The 17,734-nt window shown below is 72.7% G+C and carries 13 protein-coding genes; 10 read left to right on the top strand and 3 right to left on the bottom strand.

Going from position 1 to position 17,734, the window contains the following annotated elements; genetic code table 11:
• Entirely contained in the window at positions 1–843 is an 843-nt protein-coding gene (locus tag QFZ58_RS26415; RefSeq protein WP_307127391.1) for an endo alpha-1,4 polygalactosaminidase, read from the bottom strand.
• Positions 844–1,071: 228 nt separating this feature from the next.
• On the opposite strand from QFZ58_RS26415, the gene QFZ58_RS26410 reads away from it, so the two are divergent.
• The 7 genes from QFZ58_RS26410 (at position 1,072) to QFZ58_RS26380 (ending at position 11,684) form a co-directional block, all read left to right on the top strand.
• Positions 1,072–2,628: a leucyl aminopeptidase gene (locus QFZ58_RS26410; RefSeq protein WP_307127390.1), complete on the top strand. Its 1,557-nt coding sequence runs from the start codon at positions 1,072–1,074 to the stop codon at positions 2,626–2,628.
• Positions 2,629–2,983: 355 nt separating this feature from the next.
• Positions 2,984–4,372, top strand: a complete 1,389-nt coding sequence (lpdA, locus tag QFZ58_RS26405; RefSeq protein ID WP_307127389.1) for a dihydrolipoyl dehydrogenase — start codon at positions 2,984–2,986, stop codon at positions 4,370–4,372.
• A 59-nt stretch (positions 4,373–4,431) separates the two neighbouring features.
• Positions 4,432–6,276 (top strand): 2-oxoglutarate dehydrogenase, E2 component, dihydrolipoamide succinyltransferase, encoded by a 1,845-nt coding sequence (gene sucB, locus QFZ58_RS26400; protein WP_307127388.1) that lies wholly within the window; start codon positions 4,432–4,434, stop codon positions 6,274–6,276.
• A gap of 148 nt (positions 6,277–6,424) precedes the next feature.
• Complete coding sequence (locus QFZ58_RS26395; RefSeq protein ID WP_307127387.1) at positions 6,425–7,048, top strand: GntR family transcriptional regulator; 624 nt, start codon at positions 6,425–6,427, stop codon at positions 7,046–7,048.
• 266 nt (positions 7,049–7,314) lie between these two features.
• Positions 7,315–9,984, top strand: a complete 2,670-nt coding sequence (gene aceE, locus QFZ58_RS26390; RefSeq protein ID WP_307127386.1) for a pyruvate dehydrogenase (acetyl-transferring), homodimeric type — start codon at positions 7,315–7,317, stop codon at positions 9,982–9,984.
• A 148-nt stretch (positions 9,985–10,132) separates the two neighbouring features.
• Positions 10,133–11,101 (top strand): YafY family protein, encoded by a 969-nt coding sequence (locus QFZ58_RS26385; protein WP_307127385.1) that lies wholly within the window; start codon positions 10,133–10,135, stop codon positions 11,099–11,101.
• 61 nt (positions 11,102–11,162) lie between these two features.
• A complete protein-coding gene (locus tag QFZ58_RS26380; protein ID WP_307128995.1) occupies positions 11,163–11,684 on the top strand; it encodes a DUF4240 domain-containing protein in 522 nt (173 codons plus the stop codon).
• 81 nt (positions 11,685–11,765) lie between these two features.
• Here the strand turns inward: QFZ58_RS26380 and QFZ58_RS26375 are convergent, their stop codons facing one another.
• Positions 11,766–12,293: a GNAT family N-acetyltransferase gene (locus QFZ58_RS26375; protein ID WP_307127384.1), complete on the bottom strand. Its 528-nt coding sequence runs from the start codon at positions 12,291–12,293 to the stop codon at positions 11,766–11,768.
• Between the two features lie 62 nt (positions 12,294–12,355).
• On the opposite strand from QFZ58_RS26375, the gene QFZ58_RS26370 reads away from it, so the two are divergent.
• Both QFZ58_RS26370 and QFZ58_RS26365 read left to right on the top strand, forming a co-directional pair.
• Positions 12,356–13,255 (top strand): TIGR01777 family oxidoreductase, encoded by a 900-nt coding sequence (locus tag QFZ58_RS26370; protein WP_307127383.1) that lies wholly within the window; start codon positions 12,356–12,358, stop codon positions 13,253–13,255.
• 266 nt (positions 13,256–13,521) lie between these two features.
• Positions 13,522–14,835, top strand: coding sequence for an FAD-dependent oxidoreductase (locus tag QFZ58_RS26365; protein WP_373428589.1), 1,314 nt, complete (start codon positions 13,522–13,524; stop codon positions 14,833–14,835).
• Positions 14,836–14,854: 19 nt separating this feature from the next.
• Here QFZ58_RS26365 and QFZ58_RS26360 read toward each other — a convergent pair whose 3' ends face one another.
• The gene (locus tag QFZ58_RS26360) at positions 14,855–16,585 is read right to left on the bottom strand and encodes a regulator (RefSeq protein WP_307127382.1); all 1,731 of its coding nucleotides are present in this window, start codon (positions 16,583–16,585) and stop codon (positions 14,855–14,857) included.
• Between the two features lie 300 nt (positions 16,586–16,885).
• Here QFZ58_RS26360 and lipB point away from each other — a divergent pair, with 300 nt between their 5' ends.
• Complete coding sequence (gene lipB / locus QFZ58_RS26355; RefSeq protein WP_307127381.1) at positions 16,886–17,695, top strand: lipoyl(octanoyl) transferase LipB; 810 nt, start codon at positions 16,886–16,888, stop codon at positions 17,693–17,695.
• Positions 17,696–17,734: the final 39 nt, after the last annotated feature.

Below are 17,734 nucleotides of genomic sequence, written 5' to 3'. Positions count from 1 at the left end.
TCAGCAGCCCTGGCGCCAGACGCCGAGTTCGTACTTCTTCAGCAGTGAGCTCAGCCTCAGCCGCCGGGACTCGGCACAGAAGTCGGCCACGGGCACTTCGTACTCCGCGTGGAAGACGGCCTTGCCCGCCTCGATGAACGGGGTGAGGGTTCCGCACTCGCCGTACTGCGCGCACTGTTCGTTGACCGCGAAGTCGAAGTCGTCCACCAGTTCCGGGATCTGGGGCAGGTCGTTCTTCAGGCCGACGGCCATGCCGTGGCGGTGGGCGATGCGGGCGATCAGCCGGTTGTAGCGGAGCTGGTCCTTCCCCGTCAGCGGGAAGCCCGTGGAGTTGAGGTAGCCGTCCATGTTGTCCGGCTCCACCGCGTCGAACCCCTTCTTCGCGCACATGGCGATCCGGGTCTCCATCAGCGGTTCCAGGATGTCGGTGCGGCGGATGTCGAGCCACCACTCCCCCTCCCAGCCGTTGGTCTTGCCGCGCACGGATGCGGGGAACTTCTCCGCGTCCGGGCGGAAGTCCTCCCAGGCGCCGGTCGAGAGGTAGCAGATGACCTTGCGGCCCTTGCGGTGCAGCGCGGACACGGTCGCGGCGTCCTGGTCGAACCCGTCGATGTCGTAGACCGGGGCGTCCACCGTCGTGTCCACCCGGCCGGAGAGCTGCCACTGCCAGTCCACGCCGGGCTCCGGCTGCCAGTGCCGCGCGGACCGCGGTGCGCCGGCGGCGGCCGGCGGGTCCTCGGGCGCCGTGCCCGGGGCGCAGCCGGTGGACAGCGCCGCCAGGATCAGCACGGCGAGCGACGCCGGTCCCCACGTTCCTCGCGTACCGGCCGTCCTGCCCCGCATGGTGCTCCCCCACTCGTCCCGCCCAGGCCGACGACCCTATCCCCGCGGCTCCCTACTGCCCGCGCGGGGCACGGGCGCCGACCCGGACGGCCCTGCCCCCGTCAGCCGGACGCAGCGGCGCGCGTAGGCTCATTCCCGGCACATTGCGGCGGCGTCTACGATGCGCCGGGCACGGTCGGCCCACCCCTCGACCGGCACATAACTCAACGGAAGCGAGAATTCACCACCGTGACTGCTCTCACTCTCAGCACTGCCGGTGCGGCGACGCTGCGCGCCGACGCACTCGTCGTCGGCGTCGCCAAGGGCGCTGGGTCCAAGTCCGGGGGCCTGGTCCTCGCACCGGGCGCCGAGGCCGTGGACAAGGCGTTCGACGGAAAGCTCGCAGACGTCCTGGAGACCCTGGGTGCCTCCGGTGCCGAGGGCGAACTGACCAAGCTTCCCGCGCCCTCCGGGCTCAAGGCCGCGGTCGTCATCGCGGTCGGGCTCGGTCCGGTCCCGGAGAAGGACGGCGGCTACGACGCCGAGGCACTGCGCCGGGCCGCAGGGAGCGCCGCACGCGCCCTGTCCGGTGCGAAGAAGGCCGGTTTCGCGCTGCCGGCGGAGTCCGTGGAGGACGCCGAGGCCGTCGCGGAGGGCGCCCTGCTCGGCGCCTACGCCTTCACCGCCTACCAGGGCGGCGAGAACAGGCTCGCCCCCAAGGACGCCAAGTCCGGGAACGGCGCGAAGCTGCCGCTCGGGGAGGTCGCCCTGCTGGGCGCCAAGCCGCGCGACAAGGCGTTCAAGGCGGCCGCAGAGCGCGCCGTCGCGGTCGCCGAGGAGATCAACCGGGCCCGTGACCTGGTCAACACCCCGCCGAACGACCTGTACCCCGAGTCCTTCGCGGCGGTGGCCGCCGCGGCCGGCAAGGAGCACGGCATCAAGGTGCAGGTCCTCGACGAGAAGGCGCTCGTCAAGGGCGGCTTCGGGGGTCTGCTGGGCGTCGGCCAGGGCTCCACCCACGGCCCGCGTCTGGTCCGCCTCGCCTACACGCACCCCAAGGCGGAGAAGACCCTGGCCCTGGTCGGCAAGGGCATCACCTACGACTCGGGCGGCATCTCGCTCAAGCCGGCCGGCCACAACGAGACGATGAAGTGCGACATGAGCGGCGCCGCCGCCGTGTTCGCCGCCGTCGTCGCGGCCTCCCGTCTGGGCCTGCGGGTCAACGTCACCGGCTGGCTGGCGCTCGCCGAGAACATGCCGTCCGGCAACGCCACCCGCCCGGGTGACGTCCTGCGCATGTACAGCGGCAAGACCGTCGAGGTCCTCAACACCGACGCCGAGGGCCGGCTGGTCCTCGCCGACGCGCTGACCCGCGCCTCGGAGGAGAAGCCGGACGCGATCGTCGACGTGGCGACCCTCACCGGTGCGATGGTGCTGGCGCTGGGCAACCGCACCTTCGGCATCATGGCCAACGACGACGCCTTCCGCACGTCGATCCACGAGATCGCCGAGGAGGTCGGCGAGGCTTCCTGGCCGATGCCGCTCCCCGCCGACCTGCGCAAGGGGATGGACTCCCCGACCGCCGACATCGCCAACATGGGCGAGCGGATGGGCGGCGGCCTGGTGGCCGGTCTCTTCCTGAAGGAGTTCGTGGGCGAGGGCATCGCCTGGGCGCACCTGGACATCGCGGGACCGGCCTTCCACGAGGGCGCGCCGTACGGCTACACGCCCAAGGGCGGCACCGGGTCCGCGGTCCGCACCCTGGTGAAGCTGGCCGAGCGCACGGCCGCCGGCGACCTCGGCTGACCTCCGGGCACGGCGTTCGCGTGCGGTCGCGCGCTCGCCGTGCCCACGGCGTTCGCGCGCAGCGGATACGGCCCCGGGCATACGTCCGGGGCCGTGCGCGTTCCCGGAAGTGGCCCTGACCGGCATTTTTCCGAATTTTTGTTCGCACAGCTGACCGTCCGAGCCGGATGCCCGTCCGGCGTGGACCAGGGGCCCGCGTCCCGCCCGCCCTCAACAAGTGCGAAGATGGGTTCTCGGCAGGACAGGGCCCCCACCACAGGGCCGAATAACGCAAGCGGCCGAACACCAGCCGACCGGCCGGTCACACCCCAGCGACGGGGCCCGGCGTACGGCGCACATGCATGGAGGACGTGACGTGGCGAACGACGCCAGCACCGTTTTCGACCTAGTGATCCTCGGCGGTGGTAGCGGCGGTTACGCCGCGGCCCTGCGCGGAGCGCAGCTGGGCCTGGACGTCGCACTGATCGAGAAGGGCAAGGTCGGCGGCACCTGCCTGCACAACGGCTGCATCCCCACGAAGGCGCTGCTGCACGCCGGCGAGATCGCCGACCAGGCCCGCGAGTCGGCCCAGTTCGGCGTGAAGGCCACCTTCGAGGGCATCGACATGGAGGCCGTCCACAAGTACAAGGACGACGTGATCTCCGGCCTGTACAAGGGCCTGCAGGGACTCATCGCCTCACGCAAGGTGCACTACATCGAGGGTGAGGGCCGGCTCTCGTCGCCCACCTCGGTGGATGTCAACGGCCAGCGTGTCCAGGGCCGCCACGTGCTGCTCGCGACCGGTTCCGTACCGAAGTCGCTGCCCGGCCTGGAGATCGACGGCAACCGGATCATCTCCTCGGACCACGCGCTGAAGCTGGACCGCGTACCGAAGTCCGCCATCGTCCTGGGCGGCGGCGTCATCGGCGTCGAGTTCGCCTCGGCGTGGAAGTCCTTCGGCACCGACATCACCATCGTCGAGGGCCTCAAGCACCTGGTCCCCGTCGAGGACGAGAACAGCTCGAAGCTTCTCGAGCGCGCGTTCCGCAAGCGCGGCATCAAGTTCAACCTCGGCACCTTCTTCGACAAGGCCGAGTACACGCAGGACGGCGTCCGTGTGACGCTCGCCGACGGCAAGACCTTCGAGGCGGAGCTGCTGCTGGTCGCGATCGGCCGCGGCCCGGTCTCGCAGGGTCTGGGCTACGAGGAGGCCGGGGTCGCCATGGACCGCGGCTACGTCCTCGTCGACGAGTACATGCAGACCAACGTCCCGACGATCTCGGCCGTGGGCGACCTCGTCCCCACCCTGCAGCTCGCGCACGTCGGCTTCGCCGAGGGCATCCTGGTGGCGGAGCGGCTGGCCGGCCTCAAGACCGTGCCGATCGACTACGACGGCGTGCCGAAGGTGACGTACTGCCACCCCGAGGTCGCCTCCGTCGGCATCACCGAGGCCAAGGCCAAGGAGATCTACGGTGCGGACAAGGTCGTCGCCCTCAAGTACAACCTCGCGGGCAACGGCAAGAGCAAGATCCTGAAGACCGCGGGCGAGATCAAGCTCGTCCAGGTCAAGGACGGTGCCGTGGTCGGCGTCCACATGGTCGGTGACCGTATGGGCGAGCAGGTCGGCGAAGCTCAGCTGATCTACAACTGGGAGGCGCTGCCGGCCGAGGTCGCGCAGCTCATCCACGCCCACCCGACGCAGAACGAGGCCATGGGCGAGGCACACCTGGCCCTGGCCGGCAAGCCTCTCCACTCCCACGACTGATTCAGTCCCGGGCGCGACGACCGACCACTTCCGCACTTTCGTAAGGAGCAACCGAAACCATGTCGGTTTCCGTAACCCTTCCGGCGCTCGGCGAGAGCGTCACCGAGGGCACCGTCACCCGCTGGCTGAAGGCCGAGGGCGAGCACGTCGAGGCCGATGAGCCGTTGCTCGAGGTCTCGACCGACAAGGTCGACACCGAGATCCCCGCCCCGGCGTCCGGCATCCTCTCCTCCATCAAGGTCGCCGAGGACGAGACCGTCGAGGTCGGCGCCGAGCTGGCCGTCATCGACGACGGCTCGGGCGCACCTGCCGCCGAGGCCGCTCCGGCGGCCGAGCCGGCCGCGGTCCCCGCCCCGGCAGCCGCCGAGGCCCCGACCGCCCCGTCGACCGAGACCGAGGCTCCGGCCGAGGCCCCGGCCGCCGAGGACGCCGCCGGCGCTTCCTCCGCCTCCGGCACGGACGTCACCCTCCCCGCGCTCGGCGAGAGCGTCACCGAGGGCACCGTCACCCGCTGGCTGAAGGAGGTCGGCGAGGAGGTCGCGGAGGACGAGCCCCTGCTTGAGGTCTCCACGGACAAGGTCGACACCGAGATCCCCGCGCCGGTCGCCGGCGTGCTGCTGGAGATCGTCGTCGGCGAGGACGAGACCGCCGAGGTGGGCGCCAAGCTCGCCGTCATCGGCGCTCCGGGTTCCGCCCCGGCCGCTGCTCCGGCAGAGGCCGCTCCGGCCCCCGCCGCCGCTCCGGCTGCTCAGGCCCCGGCCGCTCCGGCGGCTCCGGCCGCCGCTGCTCCCGCGCCCGCCGCTCCGGCAGCCCCGGCTCCGGCAGCCCCGGCGGCCCCGGCACCGGCGGCACCGGCACCGGCTCCGGCAGCACCCGCCGCTCCGGCGGCTCAGGCTCCGGCCGCCCCGGCGCCCGCGCCGGCCGCTCCGGCACCCGCCACCCCCGCGCCGGCCGCTCCGGCCGCGCCCGCCGGTGACGAGGGCGCGTACGTCACGCCGCTGGTCCGCAAGCTCGCCACCGAGAACGGCGTCGACCTGGGCTCGGTCAAGGGCACCGGCGTCGGTGGCCGCATCCGCAAGCAGGACGTCGTCGCCGCCGCGGAGGCCGCGAAGGCCGCCGCGGCTCCGGCTCCGGCCGCCGCCGCCCCGGCCGCGGCGAAGGCGCCGAAGCTCGAGGCGTCCCCGCTGCGCGGTCAGACGGTCAAGATGACCCGCATGCGCAAGGTCATCGGCGACAACATGATGAAGGCGCTGCACTCGCAGGCCCAGCTGACCACGGTCGTCGAGGTCGACATCACCAAGCTGATGAAGCTGCGCAACCAGGCGAAGGAGTCCTTCGCCGCCCGTGAGGGCGTCAAGCTGTCCCCGATGCCGTTCTTCGTGAAGGCGGCGGCCCAGGCGCTGAAGGCCCACCCGGTCATCAACGCCCGGATCAACGAGGACGAGGGCACCATCACGTACTTCGACTCGGAGAACATCGGCATCGCCGTGGACGCCGAGAAGGGTCTGATGACCCCGGTCATCAAGGGTGCGGGCGACCTGAACATCGCCGGCATCTCGAAGAAGACCGCCGAGCTGGCCGGCAAGGCCCGTGGTGGCGGTCTCACTCCGGACGACATGTCCGGTGCGACCTTCACCATCAGCAACACCGGTTCGCGCGGTGCCCTGTTCGACACCGTCATCGTGCCGCCGAACCAGGCGGCCATCCTGGGCATCGGTGCCACCGTCAAGCGTCCGGCGGTCATCGAGACCGCCGAGGGCACCGTCATCGGCGTCCGCGACATGACGTACCTCTCGCTCTCCTACGACCACCGTCTGGTGGACGGCGCGGACGCCGCCCGCTACCTGACCGCGGTCAAGGCGATCCTGGAGGCGGGCGAGTTCGAGGTCGAGCTCGGCCTCTGATCCCTGCGGCTGTAACCAGCCTCACCAGCGGCGCCCCCGTCCGGAACACTTCCGGACGGGGGCGCCGCCGTATGGTCTAGGGACCACCGGCCGTTCCGGCAGCCGAGTTGGTGGAGAGCAGCACCGGTTCGCCCCGAAGGAGCCCCCCATGACCCCGCCCGTCGTCCACTCGCTGCGCGAACAGATCCGCGAGCACATCGTGGACGGGATCGTCAGCGGGCGATGGAAGCCGGGCGAGCGGATCGTGGAGCGCCGTATCGCGACCGAGCTGGAGGTCAGCCAGACACCGGTGCGCGAGGCGCTGCGCGAGCTGGAGACGCTGCGGCTGATCGAGTCGGCGCCCAACAAGGGCGTCCGGGTCCGCAATCTCACCGCGGCCGACCTGGAGGAGAGCTACCCCGTACGCGCCGGGCTGGAGCAGATCGCGGCGGAACTCGCGGCCCCGGCCCTCGGGGAGGACTGCTCGGCGCTCACCCCGCACGTGACGGCCCTGTACGAGGCGGACCGGCTGGCCGACGGGGAGGCGCAGGTGCGGCACACCGTGGCCTTCCACCGGGAGCTGGTGCGGGCCGCCGGGAACGCGGTCCTGCTGCACACCTGGGAGGGCCTCGGCATCGAGGTGTTCACGGCCCTGTCGATCCGCTGGCTGGGCACGGTGCAGAAGTCGTACGCGGAGGAGCACGAGGCGCTCATCGAGGCGTTCGCGCGGCGGGACCCGCACATCGCGGTGCTGGTCAAGGAACACGTCCTGGGGTGCGCGCCGCGCGCCTGAACGCTGTCCGCGCACGTGCCCATGTGTGAGGCCGTGCGCTCGACCGTGCAGGTCAGCGCCCCTTTTACCCCCTTGGTCCCGTCACTCCGTGCCCTGTTTCGCGGCACCGCATGCCACTTTTCTTCATATCGAGAAGTTTTGCCCTTCACCCTTTGATCGATCATCGATCGGCGACTTACAGTTCAGTCGCGGGCCCACCGGCCCGATCGCCCTGTCCTGCCAGTCAGGGCCTTCTCCACCCCCCTCCATACCGGAAGGCGGCGATCATGACCGACCCCGTAGCAAAGCTTCCGAGCGAGCTCGACCAGCTCCCGGACCGCGACCCCGAGGAGACCGCCGAATGGGCGGCCTCCCTGGACGCCGTCACCAAGGCCGCGGGCCCGCACCGTGCCGCGTACCTGATGCGGCGCTCGCTCCAGCACGCGGAGGGCGCCGGTATCGCGCTGCCCAAGCTGCTGGAGACCGATTACGTCAACACCATCCCCACCGCCGCGGAGCCCGCCTTCGACGGCGACCTGGAGATGGAATCGAAGATCACCGCGTGGAACCGCTGGAACGCGGCCGCGATGGTCACCCGTGGCGCCCGGTACGGCGTCGGCGGTCACATCGCCACGTTCGCCTCGGCCGCCTGGCTGTACGAGACCGGCTTCAACCACTTCTTCCGCGGCAAGGAGGGCGACGGCTCCGGCGACCAGCTCTACATCCAGGGCCACGCCTCGCCCGGCATCTACGCCCGCGCCTTCCTCGACGGCCGCCTCAGCGAGCAGCAGCTCGACAACTTCCGCCAGGAGTCGGGGGGCGACGGCCTGCCGTCCTACCCCCACCCGCGGCGGCTTCCCTGGCTGTGGGAGTTCCCCACCGTGTCGATGGGCCTCGGCCCGCTCTCGGCGATCTACCAGGCGCGCTTCAACCGTTATCTGACCAACCGCAACATCAAGGACACGTCGAACTCGCACGTCTGGGCCTTCCTCGGCGACGGCGAGATGGACGAGCCCGAGTCGACCGCGGCCCTCGCCCTCGCGGCCCGTGAGCAGCTCGACAACCTGACCTTCGTCATCAACTGCAACCTGCAGCGTCTCGACGGCCCGGTCCGCGCGAACTTCCGCGTGGTCCAGGAGCTGGAAGGCGCGTTCCGCGGGGCCGGCTGGAACGTCGTCAAGACGCTCTGGGGCAGCGCCTGGGACGAGCTGTTCCAGCTGGACACCACGGGCGCGCTCATCCGCCGCCTGCGCGAGGTGCCGGACGCGCAGTTCCAGACGTACGCGACGCGCGACGTGGCCTACATCCGCGAGCACTTCTTCGGCGCCGAGCCCGCCCTCGCGGAGCTGGCGAAACTCCTGAGCGACGCGAAGATCGCCGAGTGTTTCTACAGCTCCCGCGGTGGCCACGAGGCCCGCAAGGTGTACGCGGCCTACCGTGCCGCCCTCGCGCACAAGGGCGCGCCGACCGTGATCCTGGCCCAGACGGTCAAGGGCTACACGCTCGGCAAGGGCTTCGAGTCCAAGAACGCCAACCACCAGATGAAGAAGCTGTCGATCGACGAGTTCAAGGGCATGCGCGAGCTGCTCGGCCTCCCGATCCCGGACAGCGCCTTCGAGGACGGGCTGGTCCCCTACGGCCACCCGGGCGCAGACTCCCCCGAGGTCCGCTACCTCCAGGAGCGGCGTGCCGCCCTCGGTGGTCCGGCCCCCGCCCGCCGGGTGCACGCCGTAGCGCTGCCCGAGCCGGAGGAGCGTGCTTTCAAGGCCCTGTACAAGGGGTCGGGCAAGCAGGAGATGGCCACCACCATGGCCTTCGTCCGCCTGGTGAAGGACCTGATGCGGGACAAGGAGACCGGCAGGCGCTGGGTGCCGATCGTCCCGGACGAGGCCCGGACCTTCGGCATGGAGTCGCTGTTCCCCTCCGCCGGCATCTACTCGCCGATGGGCCAGACGTACGAGCCGGTCGACCGCGACCAGTTGATGTACTACAAGGAGGCCAAGGACGGCCAGATCCTCAACGAGGGGATCACCGAGGCCGGCGCCATGGCCGACTTCATCGCCGCCGCTTCGTCGTACGCGACGCACGGCGAGACGATGATCCCGTTCTACATCTTCTACTCGATGTTCGGCTGGCAGCGGACCGGCGACCAGATGTGGCAGCTCGCCGACCAGCTCGGCAAGGGCTTCATCGTCGGCGCCACGGCCGGCCGCACGACGCTGACGGGTGAGGGCCTCCAGCACGCGGACGGCCATTCGCACCTGATCGCGTCCACGAACCCGGCGTCGCTCAACTACGACCCGGCGTTCGCGTACGAGATCGCGGTGATCGTCAAGGACGGTCTGCGGAGGATGTACGGCCCCGAGGCCGAGAACGTCTTCTACTACCTGACGGTCTACAACGAGCCGAAGCCGCAGCCCGCGATGCCCGAGGGCGTCCAGGACGGCATCATCAAGGGGCTGTACCGCTTCAAGGAGGGCGTGCCCGCAGTGGCGGACGCGCCGCGCCTCCAGCTGCTCGCCTCCGGTACGGCGATCCACTGGGCGCTGCAGGCCCAGGAACTCCTGGCCGCCGACTGGAACGTCACGGCCGACGTCTGGTCCGCGACCTCCTGGGGCGAGCTGCGGCGGGACGCGCTGGAGGCCGAGGAGGCGATGCTCCGCGGTGAGCAGCGGGAGCCGTACGTGACCCAGGCGCTCTCCGGTGCGCCCGGTCCGGTCCTCGCGGTCAGTGACTGGATGCGTGCCGTACCGGACCAGATCAGCCAGTGGGTCGAGCAGGACTGGTTCTCGCTGGGCACGGACGGCTTCGGCCTCTCCGACACCCGGGAGGCGGCCCGCCGCCACTTCGGCGTGGACGCGCAGTCGATCGCCGTCGCGGCCCTGGCCCAGCTGGCCCGCCGTGGCGAGGTCCCGGCCTCCACGGTCAAGGAGGCGCGCGAGCGCTACGGCCTCTGATCACGCAGGCGGGGCAGGTGCCGGGTCCGCCCGGTGCCTGCCCCGCCGCCGTCGCGGGCCCGCGTGACGGCTCCCGGCGCGCGTCCGCGACGGCGGTTCCGCACGCGCCCGCGCAACGGCTCTCCGCGCGTGCCCGGACAATAGCCCCATGCGTGCTGCCCGGCTCATCAAGATGGTGCTGCTCCTGCAGTCCCGCCCCGCCATGACCGCCGCCGAACTGGCGGCGGAGCTGGAGGTGTCGGAGCGCACCGTGGCCCGGGACGCCCAAGCGCTCTCGGAGGCGGGTGTGCCCGTCTACGCGGACCGCGGCCGGGCCGGCGGGTACCGTCTCGTCGGCGGGTACCGGACCCGGCTGACCGGGCTGGCCCGCCATGAGGCCGAGGCCCTGTTCCTGTCCGGGCTGCCCTCCGCCCTGCGCGAGATGGGGCTGGACGACGCCGCGTCCGCGGCACGGCTGAAGGTGTCGGCCGCCCTACTCCCCTCCCTCCGGGACGCCTCGCGGACCGCCGCCCAGCGCTTCCACCTGGACGCCCCCGGCTGGTTCCAGGAGCCCGAGACGCCCGAGTTGCTGCCCGCCGTCGCCGAAGCGGTGTGGGACGACCGGAGGGTGCTGGCCCGCTATCGGAGCGGCGCCAGGGGCGAGGTGGAGCGGGAGCTGTCCCCGTACGGGCTCGTGCTGAAGGCCGGCGTCTGGTATCTGTGCGCCCGGGCGCAGGACGACTTCCGGGTGTACCGCATCGACCGGTTCACGGCGGTCGCCGTGTCCGGGACCCGCTTCGTGCGGGACGGGACCTTCGATCTGCCGCGCTTCTGGGAGGAGCGGGCGGAGCAGTTCGCCCGCTCGATCCTGCGTACGGAAGTGACCGTGCGGCTGACCGGAGCGGGCGTGCGGCAGCTGCCGCACGCCGTCGACAGGGCGGCCGCCGAGGAGGCGCTGACGGGTGCCGGAGAGCCCGACGCGGACGGGTGGCTGACGGTGACTCTGCCGGTCGAGTCCCTGGAGGTCGCCTACGGCCGGCTGCTCGCCCTCGGACCGGAGTTGGAGGTCCTCGCACCGGCCGCGCTGCGCGAACTGTTTGCCGATGCCGCCGAACGCCTGCGCGACCTCTATCGCTGAAGGCTTCAATTCGGTGTCTCCGCGTGCGTCGGCCGCCGCCAAGGCAGATGCTGGACCCGTGATGGACGAAACGGAGTTCTGGGAGATCGTCGACAGCACCCGCGAGGCCGCAGACGGCGACCCCGAGGACCATGCCGACCTGCTCGTGGAACGGCTGGTGAGGCTCGACCCGGACTCCGTGCTGGACTTCGCCCGGCACTTCGAGGCCCGCTACAACCGCGCGTACCGCTGGGACCTGTGGGGTGCGGCCGCCGTGCTGCTCGGCAGGGCGGGCGACGACGCGTTCGACTACTTCCGCTGCTGGCTGATCGGGCAGGGCCGGGAGGTCTTCGAGGGCGCGGTGCAGGACCCCGACGGCCTGGCCGACCTGCTGGACGACTTCGACGAGGAGCTCGACGGGGACGGCGAGGAGCTCGGCTATGCCGCCGACGAGGCCTACGAACAACTCACCGGAGCCGTCGCCCCGGATCTGGGCCTGCCGCCCCAGGCCGCGAAACCCGCGGGGACGCCCTTCGACGTCGAGGACGACGCGGTGCTGGCGGACCGCTTCCCCGCGCTCTGGGACCGCTTCGGCGCGGACTGAGGAGCCGTCGGCCGGCCCGCCTCGCCCCGGTCCTGGGCGAGGCGGGCCGGCCCCGGCTGCGGACGGCCAGGCCGTGACCCCTCAGGCCGTGAGTGAACGGCCCATCAGGACGTCGTCGACGTAGCGCCCGTGCAGGAAGAACTCGCCGGGCAGGACGCCCTCGACGGCGAATCCCTCGGAGGCGTAGAGCGCCCGGGCGGGCGTGTTGTGCCCGAGCACGCGCAGCGTGATCCGCCCGGCCCCCTGACGCCGCGCCTCGGCGTAGGAGGCGCGCAGCAGTGCCCGGGCCACGCCGTGTCCCCGGGCCCACTCGGCCACGGCGAGCCCCTGTATCTGGCGTACGTGCGCGTTGCAGGCGAGCGGCGTGGGCGAGGCCAGACGGAGATACCCCGCGACGTGCGTCTCCTGCGCCCCGGTGACGGCCTCGGCGACGAGGTGGTCCTCGGGCCGGTTCCGGTCGTCGAAGAAGGGCTCGTACGGGGGCTGAGGCCTCGGCTGTACGGCGTGCAGGGTCGACCAGGTGGCCCGGTCGAGCTCCCCGAGTGCGGACCGGTCCCCCGCCGTGGCGGGACGGACGGGCAGGAGGGCGCGGAACTCAGGCACGGACATGCGGCCACTGTGCCATGCGGGGTTGCCGGGTACCGCAGGGCCCATGGGGCAGGATGGACGCCATGCCGCACTCCCGTATCGCCGTCACCGGATCGACCGGACTCATCGGGGCGGCGCTCGTGCGCTCGCTGCGGGCCGACGGGCACGAGGTGGTGCGGCTCGTCCGGCGCCCCGCCGCCACCGGTGACGAGGTGGAGTGGGACCCGAAGCGGCAGTACGTCGACGTGGCGGGCCTGGTCGGCTGCGACGCCGTCGTCCACCTCGCCGGTGCCGGGGTCGGCGACCGCCGCTGGACCGAGGCGTACAAGCGGGAGATCCGGGACAGCAGGGTGCTGGGCACCTCGGCGATCGCCGAGGCCGTCGCCTCGCTCGACACACCGCCGAGGGTGCTGCTCGCCGGGTCCGCGATCGGCTACTACGGCGACACGGGGGACCGCGCGGTCGACGAGAGCGCGCCGCCCGGTGAGGGCTTCCTGCCGTCCGTGTGCGTGGAGTGGGAGGAGGCCGCGGCCCCGGCCGAGGAGGCGGGCGTGCGGACGGTGTACGCCCGGACCGGCCTGGTCGTGGCCCGGCAGGGCGGGGCGTGGGGGCGTCTCTTCCCGCTGTTCCGGGCCGGGCTCGGCGGGCGGCTCGGGAACGGGCGGCAGTACTGGAGCTTCATCGCCCTGCACGACCACATCGCGGCGATGCGGCACATCCTGGACACGGAGTCCCTCGCGGGCCCGGTGAACCTCACCGGTCCCTCCCCCGTCACCAACGGCCAGGTGACGGCCGCCATGGGACGGGTGCTGCACCGCCCGACGCTGTTCACCGCGCCGGCGCCCGCGCTGCGGATCGCGCTCGGCGACTTCGCCGAGGACGTCCTGGGCAGCCAGCGGGTGCTGCCCGGCCAACTTCTCGAATCGGGCTTCGCGTTCGCCTTCCCCGGCATCGACGCCGCCATCCGCGCCGCGCTGCGCTGAGTACGGCCGGCGCCTGCCGGGGGCCGGGCCGGCGGGCCCGGGAAGCGGCGCAGGTCAGCCCTCGGCCGTCGGCGCCCGGGTGCCCGCGGCCGGCGGCCCGGCGCGCACCGGCCGGGCCGCCGTGCGACCCCGTGCACCGGTGCCCGGGGTGCGCGCGACTGTGTCCGCATCGGCCATCCGCCTAGCCTCGATCCGAACCGGGGCATTCCGGAGCCCTGTTGAGGGCAGGAGCCCCCCAGCAGTCGCGCCGAATCGGGGAGGGGCTCGTGCTCACGGCACACACGGCACACCACGCGGATGTGGTCATCATCGGGGCCGGGATCGCCGGCCTGTCAGCGGCCCACCGGCTGATCAGCGCAGGGGTGGACGTCAGCGTCCTGGAGGCCGCCCCCCACGTCGGGGGCCGCATGGCCACCCAGGAGGTGGACGGCTTCCTGCTCGACGACCTGGGGCCCCTGCTCAGTTCCGCGTATCCGGAGCTGAGGGGCACGCCGGGACTCGACGGACTCGTCCTGCGGAACTTCGCCCCGGAAGTACTGGTGCACAGCGGAGGCCGCCAGTACCGCGCCGGGGACGTACGGAGCGCGAGGGGCGCACTCAAGGCGGTGCGCTCCCGCCCGAGCGCCCCCAGGGCTCCGCTGGGCGGGGCCATCGAACAGGCCAGACTGGGTGCCTGGCTGGCCCGTCTCGCCGTCACTCCCACCGCCCGGATCGTGGCCCGGCCCGACCGGCCGGCGCTCCCCGCCCTGTCGGCCCGCGGTCTCCCGCCGCGGACGGTCGACGGTTTCCTGCGCCCGCTGCTCTCCGCGCTGCTCGGTGACCCCGAGCTCGCCACGTCGAGCCGCTGCGCCGACCTCACCCTGCGCAGCTACGCGCGCGGCCGGCTCTGCGTGCCGGCGGGCGGTTCGGCCACGCTCCCTCGGCTGCTGGCAGCCGCCCTGCCGCCCGGGACCGTTCGCACCGGGGTCCACGTCACGGCTGCCGACATCACCTCCGTGCGCACCAAGGAACACGGGGAGCTGGGCTGCCGGTCCCTGCTGCTGGCCACCGGAGCGGGCGCCGCCGCGGAGTTGCTGCCCGGTCTGCGGACACCGGCGTTCCATCCGGTGACGGTCCTGCACCACGCGGCTCCCGTCCCCCCGCCGACGGGTCCCCGTCTGCTGCTGGACGCGGACCGCTCAGGCCCGGTGTCGCACACCGCCGTGATGAGCGCGGTCGACCCCTCGCGCGCGCCACGGGGCCGGACGCTGATCACCTCCACGGTGCTCGGCCCCCCGCCGGCGGACCTCGACCGGACGGTTCGCGCCCATCTCGCCCGGCTGTACGGCACGCCCACGCACGACTGGGAGCTCCTGGCGGCCCGTCACGACCCCGAGGCGGTGCCCGCGATGTCGCCCCCGCACGATCTGCGGCGCCCGGTCCGGGTGCTGGCCGGTCTGTACGTCTGCGGCGACCACCGCGACACGAGCACGGTCCAGGGCGCCCTGCACTCCGGACGGCGCGCGGCCTCCGCGATCCTGACGGACCTGGGGGTGCGGCAGGGGCCGGGTGACGGGACGGCACTGCCCGCCGCCGCGTGACGGCGGGCCGGCCGGACGGTCAGCCGAGGGCGGCGACGCGGTCCCGGTAGCCGCGTACGGCGACCGCGTCGCGGTACGGCTCCAGGCGGCGCTCGAAGTCCTTCACGTACTCCGTCGCGCGCACCGAACGCATCTCCGACGCCTGCTGGGCCGCCTCGGCACCCAGCAGGCAGGCCTGGTCCAGCTCGCCGAGTCCGAGCCGTGCGGAGGCGAGCACCACCCGGCAGAACAGCCTGCTCCGGGCGTACGCCGGAGCGCGCAGCTGGAGCGACCGCTCGGCGTGCTGCGCGGCGGCGCGGTACTGCTGCAGGTCGCGGTGGCAGTGGCCGAGCTCGTCGGCGAGCTGGGCCTCGTCGAAGTAGCGCGCCCAGTGGGGCACGTCGTCCCCGGGCCGGGCGGCCTCCAGCGAGCGTTCCGCCCGTAGGAGTGCGGCGACGCAGGCCCTGGTCTCGCCCAGCACGCCGTGGCCGCGCGCCTCGACGGCGTGCATGAGGGCCATGACGACGGGCGGCGCCGACGAGCCGATGCCCTGCTGGGCGACGCGGGCCAGCTGGACGGCCTCCCTGCCGTGCTGGAGATAGACGGCCTGCCTGCTCATGGTGACCAGGACGTACGCGCCGTACGCCCGGTCGCCTGCGGCCTGCGCGAGCCGCAGGGCCTGGACGAAGTAGCGCTGGGCGAGCCCGTGGGCGGCGATGTCGTACGAGGTCCAGCCCGCCAGCCTGGTGAGGTCGGCCGCGGCGGAGAACAGCCGGCGGCCGACCGCCTCGCCGTAGCTCCCGCGCAGCATGGGTTCGGCCTCGTGCTCCAGGTACCTGACGAGGGCCTGGCGGGCGTGGCCGCCGCCGTAGGCGTTGTCCAGCGTGCGGAAGAGCTCACCGACCGAGTGCAGGGCGGCGACGTCACCGCTCCCGACCCGCTGGCCCGGGCCGCGGTCGGTGTGCCGCTGGCGGGGGACGGCCGGTGGCGGTGCGGCGGGCACGGGCGGGCGGGAGTGGCCCGGGCCGCGGGCGCCGGCCCGGCCGCCGTGGGCACCGGCTCCGTGGCCCGCGCCGGGAGCGTGCAGTGTTCCGGCGCCGTTGGCCGGGTGAGGGCCGGGGGACGGCCGGAGGCCGTTGGCCCGCGGCCCGTTCGGCGGGAGACCGTCGGTCCGGTGGAGGCCGCTCGGCGGGAGACCGTCGCTCTGGTGCGGACCGTTCGTCCGGAGGCCGTTCGCCGTACGCGGCCCGTTGGCGTCCGCGGGTGCGCGCGGGGCGGGCAGGACGGTCTCTGCGCCCGCCTGGGACGGCGGGCCCACGCTCCCCACCCGGTCGTCGGCCCGCCCGATGAGCCAGTCCCTGCTGGGGACCACGAGCCCGGCCGGGGTGAAGGCGATCTTGCGCAGCTCCGCGTGGCTGCCCGAGTCCTTGCGCCACAGGCCGCTGACGATGTCGACGGCCTCGGCGGGCGTCGCCGCGAACTCCAGGCCGGCGTAGACGGGCGCGCAGGCGTCCAGGCCCAGGTCCTGGGCGGAGAGCCGGCGTCCGAGGCGCCGGGTGAAGACCTCGGCGATCAGTGCCGGAGTGGTGCCCCGGGGCTGCTGGCCACGCAGCCAGCGGGTGACCGAGGTCTTGTCGTACCGCAGGTCGAGGCCGTGTTCGAGGCCGAGCTGATCCACCCGGCGGGCCAGACCCGCGTGGGAGAACCCGGCTTCCGCGATGAGCGCAGCGAGCCGCCGGTTCGGGGTGCGCTGCGGAGGTCGTTCCGACATCAGCTGTACGGTCTCCTGCCTTCGGGGCCGGGCGGGCAGCCCTTATGGAACGGCGCGAACTTAACTGCCCCGACGAAGCCGCCGACGACCTTCGCTCCACATTCATCCGATCGTGTGAGGATTGTGGGCATCGCTGACAGAAGACACCGGACCGGCCCCGCGAACCCCGGGCGCGCGACCTGCCGGACACCGCGCCGCGGAGCGGTCGTACAGTTGCCGGGGGCGCACATCAGTGCATGGTGACGTGGTTCCGGGGACACCCCCCGGCCTCCCGGCACCGCGAGTAGGGAGGCACCCGAAGTGAGTGAGCTGCGGTTTGTCCGTCTCGGGTTCGGCGAGGACGCGGTGGACTACCAGGAGGCCTGGCAGAAGCAGCGCGAGGTGCATGCCGCCCGGTTCGAGGACACCGTCCCCGACACCTGCCTGCTCCTCGAGCACCCGCCCGTGTACACGGCGGGACGCCGCACGACCGAGAGCGAGCGCCCCCTGGACGGCACGCCGGTCATCGACGTCGACCGCGGCGGGAAGATCACCTGGCACGGCCCGGGCCAGCTCGTCGGCTACCCCATCCAGAAACTGCCGCGTCCGGTCGACGTCGTCGCGCACGTGCGGCGGCTGGAGGACGCCCTGATCCGTACGGCCGCCGACTTCGGCGTGGAGACGTCCCGGGTCGAGGGCCGCAGCGGTGTCTGGGTGCTCGGCGACCCGGTCGACGAGCGTCCCGCGCCGGGCGGACTGTCCCTGGACTTCGACCCCCGGCTGCACGACGAGGAGTTCGACGCCCGGCTGAACGGCCCGCAGTACGCACCGTCCAACGCCGGCCAGCGCCGCGAGGACCGCAAACTGGCCGCGATCGGCATCCGGGTCGCCAAGGGCGTCACCATGCACGGCTTCGCGCTGAACGTGAATCCCGACAACACCTGGTTCGACAGGATCGTGCCGTGCGGCATCCGGGACGCGGGCGTCACCTCACTCTCCTACGAGCTGGGCCGCGAGATCACGATCGCCCAGGTGCTCCCGGTCGTCGAGAGGCACCTGCGGGACGTCCTGGAGAACGCCGATCTCGCGCCCCGGGTCGTCGCTCCGCAGGAGCCGGCCGCCTCGGTGTAGGGAATAGGCCCTGTCGGCCACAGGTTGGCCATACGTAAG

Origin of the sequence: Streptomyces sp. B1I3, assembly GCF_030816615.1 — a bacterium.
Lineage (GTDB): Bacteria > Actinomycetota > Actinomycetes > Streptomycetales > Streptomycetaceae > Streptomyces.
The sequence above is the reverse complement of the archived record's forward strand: the minus strand, read 5'-3'. Positions and strand labels throughout refer to the sequence as shown.

Bases quoted from the DNA above. Each gene is read 5' to 3' on its own strand.
- QFZ58_RS26415 (WP_307127391.1), bottom strand. From the start codon at position 843: ATGCGGGGCAGGACGGCCGGTACGCGAGGAACGTGGGGACCGGCGTCG.
- sucB (WP_307127388.1), top strand. From the start codon at position 4,432: ATGTCGGTTTCCGTAACCCTTCCGGCGCTCGGCGAGAGCGTCACCGAG.
- QFZ58_RS26395 (WP_307127387.1), top strand. From the start codon at position 6,425: ATGACCCCGCCCGTCGTCCACTCGCTGCGCGAACAGATCCGCGAGCAC.
- aceE (WP_307127386.1), top strand. From the start codon at position 7,315: ATGACCGACCCCGTAGCAAAGCTTCCGAGCGAGCTCGACCAGCTCCCG.
- QFZ58_RS26385 (WP_307127385.1), top strand. From the start codon at position 10,133: ATGCGTGCTGCCCGGCTCATCAAGATGGTGCTGCTCCTGCAGTCCCGC.
- QFZ58_RS26380 (WP_307128995.1), top strand. From the start codon at position 11,163: ATGGACGAAACGGAGTTCTGGGAGATCGTCGACAGCACCCGCGAGGCC.
- QFZ58_RS26375 (WP_307127384.1), bottom strand. From the start codon at position 12,293: ATGTCCGTGCCTGAGTTCCGCGCCCTCCTGCCCGTCCGTCCCGCCACG.
- QFZ58_RS26370 (WP_307127383.1), top strand. From the start codon at position 12,356: ATGCCGCACTCCCGTATCGCCGTCACCGGATCGACCGGACTCATCGGG.
- QFZ58_RS26360 (WP_307127382.1), bottom strand. From the start codon at position 16,585: ATGTCGGAACGACCTCCGCAGCGCACCCCGAACCGGCGGCTCGCTGCG.